The 13,487-nt window shown below is 42.1% G+C and carries 8 protein-coding genes; 5 read left to right on the top strand and 3 right to left on the bottom strand.

The features are described from left to right. Positions 1-171: 171 nt before the first annotated feature. The 4 genes from AQPE_RS03560 to AQPE_RS03575 all read left to right on the top strand — a co-directional run bounded on the left by AQPE_RS03560 (position 172) and on the right by AQPE_RS03575 (position 3,033). A complete protein-coding gene (locus AQPE_RS03560) occupies positions 172-801 on the top strand; it encodes a cbb3-type cytochrome c oxidase N-terminal domain-containing protein (RefSeq protein WP_318349676.1) in 630 nt (209 codons plus the stop codon). 38 nt (positions 802-839) lie between these two features. Further along, the gene (locus AQPE_RS03565) at positions 840-1,145 is read left to right on the top strand and encodes a heavy-metal-associated domain-containing protein (RefSeq protein WP_318349677.1); all 306 of its coding nucleotides are present in this window, start codon (positions 840-842) and stop codon (positions 1,143-1,145) included. A 345-nt stretch (positions 1,146-1,490) separates the two neighbouring features. Continuing rightward, positions 1,491-2,066, top strand: a complete 576-nt coding sequence (locus AQPE_RS03570) for a DJ-1/PfpI family protein (RefSeq protein WP_318349678.1) — start codon at positions 1,491-1,493, stop codon at positions 2,064-2,066. Positions 2,067-2,292: 226 nt separating this feature from the next. Continuing rightward, complete coding sequence (locus AQPE_RS03575) at positions 2,293-3,033, top strand: YebC/PmpR family DNA-binding transcriptional regulator (protein ID WP_318349679.1); 741 nt, start codon at positions 2,293-2,295, stop codon at positions 3,031-3,033. 178 nt (positions 3,034-3,211) lie between these two features. On the opposite strand, the gene AQPE_RS03580 is transcribed toward AQPE_RS03575, so the two are convergent. The 3 genes from AQPE_RS03580 to argH form a co-directional block, all read right to left on the bottom strand. Next, a complete protein-coding gene (locus AQPE_RS03580; RefSeq protein WP_318349680.1) occupies positions 3,212-4,639 on the bottom strand; it encodes a glutamate synthase subunit beta in 1,428 nt (475 codons plus the stop codon). Between the two features lie 148 nt (positions 4,640-4,787). Further along, a complete protein-coding gene (gene gltB, locus AQPE_RS03585) occupies positions 4,788-9,314 on the bottom strand; it encodes a glutamate synthase large subunit (protein ID WP_318349681.1) in 4,527 nt (1,508 codons plus the stop codon). A gap of 324 nt (positions 9,315-9,638) precedes the next feature. Continuing rightward, positions 9,639-10,970: an argininosuccinate lyase gene (argH, locus tag AQPE_RS03590; RefSeq protein ID WP_318349682.1), complete on the bottom strand. Its 1,332-nt coding sequence runs from the start codon at positions 10,968-10,970 to the stop codon at positions 9,639-9,641. Positions 10,971-11,217: 247 nt separating this feature from the next. Between argH and AQPE_RS03595 the strand changes: the two genes are divergently transcribed. Further along, a complete protein-coding gene (locus AQPE_RS03595; RefSeq protein ID WP_318349683.1) occupies positions 11,218-13,443 on the top strand; it encodes a S9 family peptidase in 2,226 nt (741 codons plus the stop codon). The last annotated feature ends 44 nt before the right edge of the window (positions 13,444-13,487 follow it).

Raw genomic sequence — 13,487 nt, forward strand, 5'->3', positions numbered from 1 at the left:
AAGCCATTAGTCATTGGAAAATTGTTTAAAGAAGCGCCTTTTCGAATGACCGATGACTTTTTCCAATTACCAATCAGTTAGATAATACTTTTAGTCTGATAATTTTTAGGCAGAACTGCTAATGACGAATGAACTAATGACTATTTAAAAATTCAATCAAAATACTGAACTATGCATGCAAATAACGACGATAATTTAAAGGAGCCACAGAACACTCATCAGGAAAGTGATCATGAAACTCAAATAAAATTTTTCGGTGGACACGAAGAATACGACGGCATTAAAGAGCTTGATAATCCGCTACCGCCTTGGTTAAAGTACATCTTTTACATTACTATCATCATTTCATTTGCTTACCTGACACGTCTGGTTGTTTTTAAAGACGCGACCATTGTTCAGAAAAAGGAATATTCGAAAGAAATGGCGGCTGCACGGGCTAAAACGGAAGTCGCTGCAAAGGAAGAGGCTACTCAAACCGCCGCACAGCCAGCGATGACTCAGGAGCAGATTCTAGCCACCGGAAAAGTAACTTTCGACAAAATCTGTTACGTATGCCACGGAAAATTTGGCGAAGGATTGGTAGGTCCAAACTTCACCGATGACTACTGGATTCATGGCAATCGTCCGGAAGACTTAAAGAAAATAATTGTTGACGGTGTGATTGACAAAGGAATGCTTTCGTATAAAAGTCAGCTAAGTAATAAACAAATCGATCAGGTAGTTGCTTATATATTAAGTCTGCACGGAACAAATCCTCCGAATCAGAAAGCTCCGCAGGGAGTAAAAGTGGAAAAGAAGTAAGATTTTTACCTGACTGCAATTATTAAAAACAAAACATCATGAAACAAATTCTTTTCATCGTACTGGTATTATTAGGTTTTATTGCCTGTAACTCACCTCAGAAAACTGCAGAAAAAGCCCAGGCTCCCGTTATGGTTGAAGCCAAGCTAAAAGTGGAAGGCATGACCTGTAACGAATGTGAAGCTTCTGTTGCCAAAGGAGTAAACGAATTGGCTGGCATCGACAGCATCAGTGCCAACCATCTGGATTCAACTGCATTTGTACGGTTCGATTCCAACAAAACCAGCTTGAAAGACATTTCGAAAGCAATCGAAAATCGCGGATATGTAGTTGCCTCAAAATAGTGTTCAAGTTACAGCCAAAGTTGGCTGATCAAAATATACGAAAGCGGTTGGACAACGGATAAAACTCCGGAGTTCAGCCGCTTTGTTTTTGAAAGTATCGGATTCATTACAAAAGGGTTAAAAAATGTATTTTGTGCATTTTACATCGGAAAGCTTTGTAACTTTATGATTGACCAATCTGTTATCCTGAAAATCGGAAAAAAGAGGCTGTACCGGTTTTGCCTTTGAGTTTAGCTGCATCAAAAACATAGAACTCACTAAAAACTAATGCATTCTTTAAATGTTCTTTCAAAACATGATCAAATTAAAACTTCAATAGTATTAACACATCTAAAATTTTAAACCATGAAAAAATTATTGTTCTTAACAGGCGACTTCACCGAAGATTATGAAACTATGGTTCCTTTCCAGATGCTTGAAATGGTTGGATACGAAGTTCATGCTGTTTGTCCCGATAAAAAGAAGGGCGACACGATTAAAACAGCCATCCACGATTTTGAAGGAGACCAAACGTACTCCGAAAAACCGGGGCATAATTTTGCGCTGAACTACAGTTTCGACGATGTTGATGTAACCCAATACAGCGGATTGGTTATTGCCGGAGGTCGCGCACCAGAATACCTGCGGCTAAACAAAAAGGTGATTGAAATTGCAAAGTACTTCTTTGCAAAAAACTTACCAGTTGCTGCCATTTGCCACGGAATCCAGATTCTGACTGCAGCCGATGTTGTTCGCGGAAGAAAATTAACCGCCTACCCTGCAGTTGGACCTGAAGTAACCCTGGCCGGAGGAGAATTCCAGTCGATCGCGGTTACCGGGGCTTATGTCGATGGCAATTTGGTTACTTCGCCGGCATGGCCTGCCCATCCCAGTTTCATTCGTGAATTCCTGAAGGTAATGGGTGCCAAAATTGAGATTTAAGTATTGAATAAAAACCTTCTTAAAGCGGCTGAATTAAGGTGTAAAATCCGAAGTTCAGCCGCTCTTTGCGTGTTAATAATTCGGATAATGAATTTCAACATCCAACTTATTCTCTGTTATATTCCAAATCCATAGAAATACTTCCAGAGAGGGTCTTATTACCACCAAAGCATTAACTTTACCACAAGATTATTGAACCAATAACAATCTGTAAATACAACAAACGATGTCGGGACACAGTAAATGGTCAACCATTAAGCACAAAAAAGGAGCATTAGATTCGAAACGGTCGAAGATGTTTTCCAAATTGGTTAAAGAGATTACCGTCGCAGTTAAGGAAGGCGGTCCCGATCCGGAAGGCAATCCACGGCTCCGGGTGGCCATATCGAATGCCAAAGGGGTAAGTATGCCCAAAGATAACATTCAGCGCGCCATCAGTAAAGGATCTGATAAAGATTCAGCCTCTTTTATCGAGTGTACCTTCGAAGGCTATGCCAACGGCGGAGTGGCCATTTTCCTCGAAGCCACAACCGACAACCAGTTACGAACCATTTCGAATGTGCGGAGTTATTTCAACAAGCACAACGGCAGTTTGGGAACCAATGGATCGTTGAGTTTTATCTTCGACCGAAAAGGCGTTTTTACCGTCCCGAAAGGCACACTCGATGCCGATGAATTTGAAATGGAAATGATTGAAACCGGCGCTGAAGATATACAGCTTGAAGAAGATTATTTTACGATAACCACTGCCTTGGAAGATTTTGGCGCCATGATGAAAAAACTCGAAGCTCTAAACATAGAACCGGAAAGTGCTCAACTACAACGCATACCCAAAGATACCACTGCACTTGACCTTGAAAATGCACGAAAGGTGATGCGGTTGATTGATGTGTTTGAAGAAGACGACGATATACAGGCCGTTTATCACAACCTTGAGCTGACCGATGAACTGATGGAATCGCTTTAGATCCGGGATAATACGAACCACATAGGCACATTGGAAAGCTCGGATATCGACCACTGATTACACTGATTAACACCGATTTTTAAAATTTCTTTCTCCGCGAAAATCTGTGGTAAAAAATAAAAGGCTGTCCTCAACAATATGAGAACAGCCTTTGAACTATATAATACTTGTTAAGTTTCTACTCGGTCGGGTAAAGAAATTCGTCCACATTCATTGCAGCAATCTTACCTGCTTCGATGGCACGAACCACCAAACTGGCACCTGCTTCAACGTCACCACAGGCAAATATCTTTTCGTTCGAAGTTTGCTTTTTGGCATTCACTTTCACGTTTCCGCGTCCGTCGTATTCAATTCCGAGCGAATCAAGCAGTCCGCTGTGAACCGGCTGAGTGAAACCCATTGACAACAAAACCAGGTCAACATCAATGATTTCTTCAGAGCCCTGTCTTTCGGTCATGACCCAACGTCCGGCTTCGTCTTTATCCCAGTCAACAGTAACCAACTCAACCTGCTTCACCTTGCCATTTTCGCCAATAATGCGCTTAGTTGAAAGACTCCAGCGACGTTCGCAACCTTCGAGGTGCGAACTTGATGTACGGAGCGTATTGGGCCAATATGGCCATGGATTGTTATCGGCACGTTCAGTAGCAGGTTTTGGCAGAATTTCAATCTGAGTTACACTTCTGGCCTTCTGGCGGATTGATGTACCCACACAGTCGGAACCCGTATCGCCGCCACCGATGACCAATACTTTTTTATCTTTCGCAAAAATGCTGATTTCTTCAGGTATGATTTCACCGGCAATGCGTTTATTCGACTGGCTCAGGAATTCCATAGCGAAATAAGCGCCTTTCAAATCCCGGCCTTCAACTGGAAGATCGCGTGGCTGCTCAGCTCCATTCGCTAAAACAACAGCGTCAAATTGTGCCAATAATTCATCGCCGGAAATGTCTTTTCCAACGGCTACATTCGGTTTAAAAATAAGACCTTCATCAAGGAAGATTTCCAGACGGCGATCAATAACAGTTTTGCTCAGTTTGAAATCAGGAATACCAAAACGAAGCAAACCTCCAATGGCGCTGTTTTTCTCAAATACAGTTACGGTATGTCCGGCCTGATTCAGCAAGTCGGCTGCCGAAAGACCAGCAGGACCTGAACCTACAACAGCAACTTTTTTACCTGTGCGAACTTCAGGAATACGTGGCTGAACAAAACCTAAATTAAAGGCATGCTCAACAGTTGAAGCCTCGTTTTCGCGAATGGTAACCGCTTCGTTGTGAATAGCCAACACGCACGATTTTTCGCATGGTGCGGGGCAAACGCGTCCGGTAAACTCCGGAAAACTATTGGTTGAGTGCAAAATATCGTAAGCGCCTTTCCAATCCTTTTTGTAGATCAAATCCTGCCATTCCGGAATTTTACTTCCTACAGGACAGCCCCAATGGCAAAACGGAATACCGCAATCCATGCAGCGCGAAGCCTGATCAATGCGGTCTTTATCGTCCAGTGTTTGCTCTACTTCACCGTAGTCGTAAATTCTGTCATTAACCGGACGGTAACCAGCATCTTTCCGTCCTATTGTCATGAAACCTTTTGGATTTCCCATGGTAATTTATTTTTAAAGTGTCGAGTGCCTAAAGTTCGAAGTGTCTATAGTTTTAACCCGATACTATTTTTACTTTTTAATCTTTTAAATGTGGAGAGCCATAAGTTTTAACTTCGAACTATAGGTACTCCGAATTTCGAACTTCCTATTACTCGTGCCTTGTTGGATTGTCTTCACTCAACTGAAGTTTAGCTTCCAGTTCGCGCAGTTTCAATTCTTCCAGCACTTTCTTATACTCGAACGGAATAACCTTCACAAATTTAGGCAGGTATTCGTCCCAGTTGGTCAGAATCTTAGCAGCCATTGTACTTTGAGTGTACAACAGGTGCTTGTTGATCATGTCCTGAAGTTCAACAATATCCACTTTGTCTTCAACCGGTCCGAGTTCAACCAGACCTTTGTTGCAGAAATATTCGAAATCACCGTTCACATCGAGTACGTAAGCGATTCCACCGCTCATACCTGCCGCGAAGTTACGTCCGGTAGTTCCCAAAACAACCACACGTCCGCCAGTCATGTATTCGCAACAGTGGTCGCCACTGCCTTCAATTACCGCTTTGGCTCCTGAATTACGCACGCAGAAACGTTCTCCGGCAACACCACGAATGTATGCTTCTCCGGAAGTTGCTCCATAGAATGAAGTATTTCCGATAATGATATTATCTTCAGGTTTAAATGTTGAACCAACTGGTGGCACCACAATGATTCGTCCTCCGGAAAGACCTTTCCCAATGTAATCGTTCGAATCACCTTCAAGTCTGAAACTAATACCTTTTACTAGGAATGCTCCAAAACTTTGTCCGGCAGTCCCGTTAAAATTCGCCATAATGGTGTTGTTTGGCAAACCTTCTTCACCATACCGACGTGATATTTCACCAGACAACATGGCACCTACAGTACGATCGACATTGGTAATGTTGTATGAGAGCCATACTTTCTCCTTGCTCTTGATGGCCTTATTGGCATCGCGAATTAAGGCATGACCCATATGTTCATCAACCGATTTAATGTTCGGATTGGTATTTCTTATGTCGTATTTTTTAGCTTCTTCAGGCATATAAATAATGCGCGAGAAGTCCATTTTTCTCATTTTCCAGTTTCCAACTTCACGATTTTGTTCCAACAGATCGGCACGGCCAACAATATCATCGAAAGTTGTGAAGCCCATTTCAGCCAGAATTTCGCGTACTTCCATGGCTATAAAACGGAAGAAATTGATTACAAATTCTGAACGTCCGATGAAACGTTTGCGTAAAGATTCATCCTGAGTGGCGATACCAGCCGGACAAGTATTCAGATGGCATTTACGCATCATGATACAACCAAGTGTGATCAGCGCTGAAGTTGAGAAACCAAATTCTTCGCCTCCTAAACAACCCATAATCACCACATCGCGTCCGGTTTTCAACTGACCGTCAACCTGCAGTTTCACACGACCACGAAGGTTGTTCATTACCAAAGTCTGCTGAGTTTCGGCAATACCCAATTCAGCAGGCAAACCTGCAAATTTGATTGAGCTGGCCGGACTGGCACCTGTACCACCTTCACAACCAGCAATAATAATCAGGTCGGAGAATGCTTTGGCCACCCCGGCAGCAATGGTTCCTACCCCATTTTCGGCAACCAGTTTCACCGAAACTTTAGCGTTCGGATTGGTTACTTTCAGGTCGTAAATCAACTGTGCCAAATCCTCAATCGAATAAATATCGTGGTGAGGCGGTGGAGAAATCAGGGTAATACCCGGTGTTGAATTACGCAGTTTAGCAATAATCTTATTGATTTTGAACCCTGGCAACTGACCGCCTTCTCCCGGTTTTGCGCCCTGGGCAATTTTAATCTGCAATTCGTCGGCGTTCATCAGGTAATTGTTGGTTACCCCGAAACGACCCGATGCAACCTGCTTAATGGCGCTTCGTTTGTTAGTACCAAATCGTTCAGCATCTTCACCACCTTCGCCTGTATTGCTACGTCCGCCGATAGAATTCATTGCCATAGCAAGCGCTTCGTGAGCTTCCTTGCTAATAGAACCATACGACATAGCTCCGGTTACGAAACGTTTCATGATGCTTTCAACAGGCTCAACCAGTGAAATATCAATCGGATTTCGTTTATAATTCAGGCAACCACGAATAAAGGTTGGTTTCGAATTATCGGAATTTACCTTTTTGCTAAATTCTTTAAATACGCTGTAATCGTTGGTGCGGGTAGCCCATTGCAACAAACCAACGGTTTCAGGATTCCAGGAGTGATGTTCTCCATATTTACGGTAATGGTATGTACCTTTGGTTTCAAACCGGTCGTTTATCAGTTGTTTCTTTTTCCCATAAGCTTCCTTGTGGAACAGTAACGATTCGTGACAAATTTCTTCGAGGCCCATTCCGCTGAATTTTGAAGCAGTTCCGGTGAAATATTTGGAAATAATTTCATTTGAAACACCCAATGATTCGAACAATTGGCAGCCATGATAACTGCGAAGCGTTGAAATTCCCATTTTCGACAGGATTTTCAGCAAGCCTTTATTGATGGATTTAATGTAGTTGTATCGGGCTTTAGCATAATCCATGTTAATCTCACCACTCTTTACCATATTGTCGATGGCAGCAAAGGCCAGATATGGGTTTACAGAACTCGCTCCGTAACCAAATAACATGGCAAAGTGCGAAATTTCACGAGCTTCGCCAGTTTCAACAATGATACCGATCTGCATCCTCTTTTGAGTCTGAATCAGATGGTGGTGAACTGCTGCAACAGCCAATAACGACGGAATTGGAGCAAACTCTTCAGAGACCTGACGATCGGATAAAATGATAAAGTTCTTTTCATCATCCACTGCTTGTTCAGCCTGTTGCAGCAAACCTTCGAATGCTTTTTTGAACCCTTCAGCACCTTCTTTCACCGGAAATATCATCGGGATGGTGGTGTGCGAGAATTGTTCGTGTTTAAAGTCCTTTATTTTCCCAAGGTCGGTATTGGTAATAATCGGATCGTCGAATTTGATCAGTTTGGCATGTACAGGCGATTCGTCGAGAATATTGGTGTGCAGCGAACCGATGTAGTTGGTCAGCGACATTACCAAACCTTCGCGGATCGAGTCGATCGGCGGATTGGTTACCTGTGCAAATACCTGGCGGAAATAATTAAAGAAACGCTGTGGTTGTTCGGAGAAACAGGCCAGCGGCGTATCGTTACCCATCGAACTGGTCGGTTCATCGCCGGTTACCGCCATAGGTTTCAGAATCATTTCCATGTCTTCTTTCGAATAGCCAAATACTTTCGAAAATGCAGGGAATTGATCACCCATGGATGAAGACACGCGTTGTTTAACTTCAATATCCTCCATCTGCAAACGATTCTCTTTCAACCAGTTTCCGTATGGATTGCGTGAACTCAACTGAGCTTTTACTTCTTTATCCGGAATAATAATTCCCAGTTTGGTATCAACCAACAAAATTTTCCCAGGACGCAAACGGCCTTTTTCTTTAATATCTTCGGCAGCAAAAATTTGTACGCCAACTTCAGAACCCATCACAATCATATCATTTTTGGTGATGATGTACCTTGAAGGACGCAAACCATTGCGGTCGAGCGTTCCACCGATGTAACGTCCATCAGAAAAAACCATCGAAGCAGGGCCATCCCATGGCTCCATGATGGTTGAGTGATATTCATAGAATGATTTCAGACTATCGGGAATCGGATTCTTTGAATTGAAAGATTCAGGAATCATCATACACAACACATGAGGTACTGAGCGACCGGCCATGTGAAGGAATTCAAGCGTATTATCGAATGAAGCTGAATCGGATTTATTGGGTTCGATAACCGGAAAAAGTTTTGGCAAATCTTCGCCAAAAATTTCTGATTTCAAAAGCGATTCGCGGGCCGACATCCACATGCGGTTACCTTTCACGGTATTTATTTCGCCGTTGTGCGCAATTACACGGAATGGCTGAGCTAAATCCCAGGTTGGGAAAGTGTTTGTACTGAAACGGGAATGTACCAAAGCAATGGCGCTTGTAAATTTCGGATGCGAGAGATCCTTGAAATATTCTCTCAACTGTCCGGAAGTAAGCATTCCCTTATAAATGATCGTCTTGCTTGATAAACTTGGGACATAAAAAGCCTGACGGAATTTCAAATTCGAATTTCTGATTTCCTTTTCAGCCTGTTTACGAGCCAGATACAATTTCTGCTCCAGAACATCCTGCTCCAAATCGGCTTTCACAAAAATCTGACGAATGTAAGGTTCTGTCAACTTTGCAATCTCACCAGGGGCTGAACTATCAACAGCAACATCGCGATACTCAATTAAGGTAAGGCCTTCCTGTACAATATATTTGGTCAAAATATCCTCACAAGCAGCCGCTTCTTTTTTATCCTGAGGTAAGAAAATCAAGCCCGTTCCGAACTTGCCAGAATCAGGAATATCCACCTTCAACACTTCCTTGATATACTGATCGGGAATTTGCATTAAAATACCCGCACCGTCACCTGTTTTATTATCGGCGCTGGTGGCTCCCCGGTGTTCCATATTTTCAAGTACTTCTAATCCTCTCTCGATAATGTCGTGCGTTTTCTGACCTTTAATGTTGGCCACGAAACCGATTCCGCAATTATCGTGCTCATTGGCTGGATCATACAACCCCTGCGCTTTTGGCAATCCTAAATTCATCATCTTTATTTTTGTTATTTTGATTTCGTGAATGGGGGTCGGTTCATCTGATTATTAATCATTCTGAACAAATCAATTCACTAAAACCGAAAAATTATAAGCAAATTCATCATTTTCCTTACAAACTGAAAGCGAAAGTAGTGATTTTTATAGAAAATTCCATTTCTTGGAAAAACACAGGAAGATCGAAACGACTTCATTGCTTCTGAAAATATACAATTAGTCTCATTCAATCCTCAATTATTCAACAAATTACAATATACATCAGCAACTTCACGAATTATTTGTAAAGTTCAAAAAATAACGATTAATTAACAGAACACAAAATCAGCCAAGTAGTTCTGCGTAGGCTTTTTCTATTCGCTCAAAGTCATATCCCTCAACGACTACAACCATTTTTTCGGCGATCTCATCCAGACATAAATTACCAATACTACCGGCATGAGTATGATTTATTTCACGCGAAGGTTCGTATGTTCCTGAATTGATTTCAGTTCCAACCTGTTTATACGCATCGCGGAAAGGAACTCCAAGCATCACCAGCTTATTTACATCCTCAACGCTGTACGCATATTTATACCGTTCGTCGGCCATAACGTTGGTATTCACGGTCATATTATCGATGGCAAAACCGGCAATGCTAATGCAATCGTGTAATTCCTGAAATGCCGGTAGGAAAACTTCTTTCAAAATCTGCAAATCCCGGAAATAACCGCTTGGTAGATTATTGGTCATTAAGCTAATCTGATAGGGAATGGCTTGTATTTTATTGCAATGAGAACGAACCAACTCAAATACATCCGGATTCTTTTTGTGCGGCATAATGCTTGAGCCGGTAGTCAGTTCGTCGGGAAGCGAAACAAAACCAAAATTCTGGCTCATAAACAAGCACACATCGAAGGCAAATTTCGAGATGGTCGCTGCAATCGAAGATAGAGCAAAAGCGACGGTTTTCTCCATTTTACCACGACCCATCTGGGCATAAATCACGTTGTAGTTCATTGATTCAAAACCTAGCAAATCGGTGGTCATTTGCCGGTCGAGCGGAAATGATGAACCATAACCGGCAGCCGAACCCAGCGGATTTTGATTGGTTATCTGGTAGGCCGCTTTCAAAAGGACAAGATCATCAACCAAGCTTTCGGCATAAGCGCCAAACCACAATCCAAACGATGATGGCATGGCTACCTGCAAATGGGTGTAGCCGGGCATCAGGTACTCGCGGTTAGTAATTGCTTTGGTTAGCAACTTATCAAACAATTCGCAAACCGAAATTACCAAATTCTGAATTTCGGAACGTGTAAAAAGCTTTAAATCAAGCAAAACCTGATCATTGCGCGAACGTCCACTGTGGATTTTTTTACCAGTATCGCCCAATTTCTGGGTTAGCATCAGCTCCACCTGCGAGTGAACATCTTCCACTCCAGCCTCAATGCTAAAATCACCTTTTTCGATAACCTGATAGATCTGAACAAGTCCGGTCTGAAGTTCGGCAAGCTCATCTTTTGTCAGCAAATTTATGGATTGCAGCATTTTAGCATGAGCAATCGAGCCTAAAACGTCGAATTTAGCCAAATACAAATCCATTTCGCGGTCTTTTCCAACCGTAAAATTTTCAATCAACGAATTAACCGACGTTCCTTTATCCCAAAGTTTCATATCTTACGTATATTTTGTGCATCAAAGATAAATCAAAATAAATAAATATACATTATTGATGAATATTTATTCAAAACGCTCCTATTTTTTAATGTAGATCCGATATTAAGAAATAAATGGAGAAAAGTCAGGTTTATATAAATCTGAATTCTATATGTTTGAATTCCCCTATTTACGTGCAGTCTCTGCTAGTATTTCCATGTACCACATACATTACTCAAATAGCATAACCAATTAATTTCCAAATATGCGCACAAGCAAAAATCGATTTGTAAAAAAATCAGGATTAAAATTCTGGGGCTTCATCTCATTGTTATTAATCTTTTCATCTCAGGTTCACTCTCAAGGTGGACCCATCAAGTGGTCGGCAGATGATAATTCTTATTTCAGAATTGAAAACGATGAGATTGTTCAATTTTCGTTGCCTGACAACAAATCAAAAGTTATTATTTCGAAACAGCAACTGACTCCACAAGGAAGTACGACTCCGCTAAAAATCAGTTTTTATACATTTTCGGCCGATAAGCAAAAAGCTTTGCTGTTTACAAATACAACCAAAGTTTGGCGATTAAATACAAAGGGCGATTACTGGGTTTTAGATCTAAAAAACGGATTTCTCCATCAATTGGGCAAGTCCATGCCCTCATCGTCATTAATGTTTGCCAAGTTTTCGCCGGATGGCAAGTCGGTTGCCTATGTAAGTGGCAATAATATTTATGCTGAAGATCTGGCCTCATCGCAAATCAAAACGTTAACGACTGATGGATCTGTCACCTTAATTAATGGTACTTTCGATTGGGTTTACGAAGAAGAATTTTCGTGCCGCGATGGCTTCCGTTGGAGTCCCGACAGCAAATCGATTGCTTACTGGCAGGTTGATGCCAGCAAAATCAAGAAATTTTACATGATCAACAATACGGATTCGATATACTCGCAATTGATACCCATCGAATATCCAAAAGTGGGAGAAACGCCATCTGCGGTCAAAGTGGGCGTTGTAACTGTTGCCGACTCAAAAACCACATGGATGAATATTCCCGGCGATCCGGCACAACACTATATTGTGCGGATGGAATACATTCCTTTTTCAAACAACTTATTGATTCAGCAATTAAACCGGAAACAGAACGACAGCAAGCTTTACATTTCTGAAATTGCAACAGGCCATTCGAAAATCATTCAGGAGGAAACGGATGAAGCCTGGATCGATATTTTCCAATCCGGGAATGCCTATACGATTGACTTTACAAACAACTTCACGTGGATAAATGAAAACAAGAGTATTCTTTGGGCCTCGGAAAAAGACGGATGGAGACATCTTTATCAGGTTTCGCTGGAAGGAAAACCCGAAAAGCTTGTTACAAAAGGCGATTACGATTTGATTGATCTGGAATATACCGATCCGAAAGCAGGTTATGTGTATTTTACAGCTTCACCCGAGAATGCTACCCAGAAATACCTCTACCGCACCAAACTTGATGGCAGCAGCACTCCGGAATTACTCAGTCCATCATCGTTAAAAGGAAATCACAATTACTCGTTTTCGGCCACTGGGAAATATGCATCTCATACCTTCTCGAACCATTTTACCAAACGCGCCAATGAGTTTATTACCGTAGCCAACCAAAAACCAATTAACGAAAAGGAAAGTATTGCTTACTGGCTCGATTCTCTTCAGGTAAAATCGACAACCGAATTCTTCAGGGTGACAACTAAAGACCATGTTGAAATGGATGGCTGGATGGTCAAACCCAAAAACTTCGACCCGACAAAGAAATATCCGGTAGTATTTATGGTATATACCGAACCTGCCGGGGCGACCGTTTCTGACGCTTACGGAGTTAGCCGAAATGGCCTTTATGCCGGTGACATGGCTGAAGATGGCTACATTTACATGTCGATTGACAATCGTGGCACACCAGCGCCCAAAGGACGGGAGTGGCGGAAATCGATTTACCGGAAGGTTGGTCAGATAAACATTAGCGACCAAGCCAATGCGGCAGCTGAAATACTAAAATGGGATTTTGTAGATTCGTCAAGGGTGGCAGTTTGGGGCTGGAGCGGCGGCGGATCAGCTACTTTAAACCTGATGTTTCAACATCCCGAAATTTACAAAACCGGGATCGCAATAGCAGCAGTAGGCAATCAGCTCACGTATGACAATGTATATCAGGAACGCTATATGGGATTGCCACAGGAAAACAAGGAAGATTTTGTAAAAGGCTCGCCCATCACCTATGCTAAAAACTTAAAGGGGAATTTGCTGTACATTCATGGCACAGGCGACGACAACGTACATTACCAAAACGCGGAAATGTTGGTTAACGAACTGATCAAGTATAACAAGCTATTTCAGTTTATGCCTTACCCCAACCGCACGCACAGCATTTCGGAAGGAGAAGGAACATCCAAACATTTATCGACCTTATATACCAACTATTTAAAAATGCATTGTCCTCCGGGAGGACGCTAAAATGCAAAAGAAAAGAGCCATTCTTCAGAAAGAGGAAGTGGTTC

Source organism: Aquipluma nitroreducens (assembly GCF_009689585.1).
Taxonomy (GTDB): Bacteria; Bacteroidota; Bacteroidia; order Bacteroidales; family Prolixibacteraceae; genus Aquipluma; species Aquipluma nitroreducens.

Excerpts from the sequence above, each read along its gene's own strand:
- gltB (WP_318349681.1), bottom strand. The coding sequence starts at position 9,314 with ATGATGAATTTAGGATTGCCAAAAGCGCAGGGGTTGTATGATCCAGCC.
- AQPE_RS03580 (WP_318349680.1), bottom strand. The coding sequence starts at position 4,639 with ATGGGAAATCCAAAAGGTTTCATGACAATAGGACGGAAAGATGCTGGT.
- AQPE_RS03570 (WP_318349678.1), top strand. The coding sequence starts at position 1,491 with ATGAAAAAATTATTGTTCTTAACAGGCGACTTCACCGAAGATTATGAA.
- argH (WP_318349682.1), bottom strand. The coding sequence starts at position 10,970 with ATGAAACTTTGGGATAAAGGAACGTCGGTTAATTCGTTGATTGAAAAT.
- AQPE_RS03560 (WP_318349676.1), top strand. The coding sequence starts at position 172 with ATGCATGCAAATAACGACGATAATTTAAAGGAGCCACAGAACACTCAT.
- AQPE_RS03595 (WP_318349683.1), top strand. The coding sequence starts at position 11,218 with ATGCGCACAAGCAAAAATCGATTTGTAAAAAAATCAGGATTAAAATTC.
- AQPE_RS03565 (WP_318349677.1), top strand. The coding sequence starts at position 840 with ATGAAACAAATTCTTTTCATCGTACTGGTATTATTAGGTTTTATTGCC.
- AQPE_RS03575 (WP_318349679.1), top strand. The coding sequence starts at position 2,293 with ATGTCGGGACACAGTAAATGGTCAACCATTAAGCACAAAAAAGGAGCA.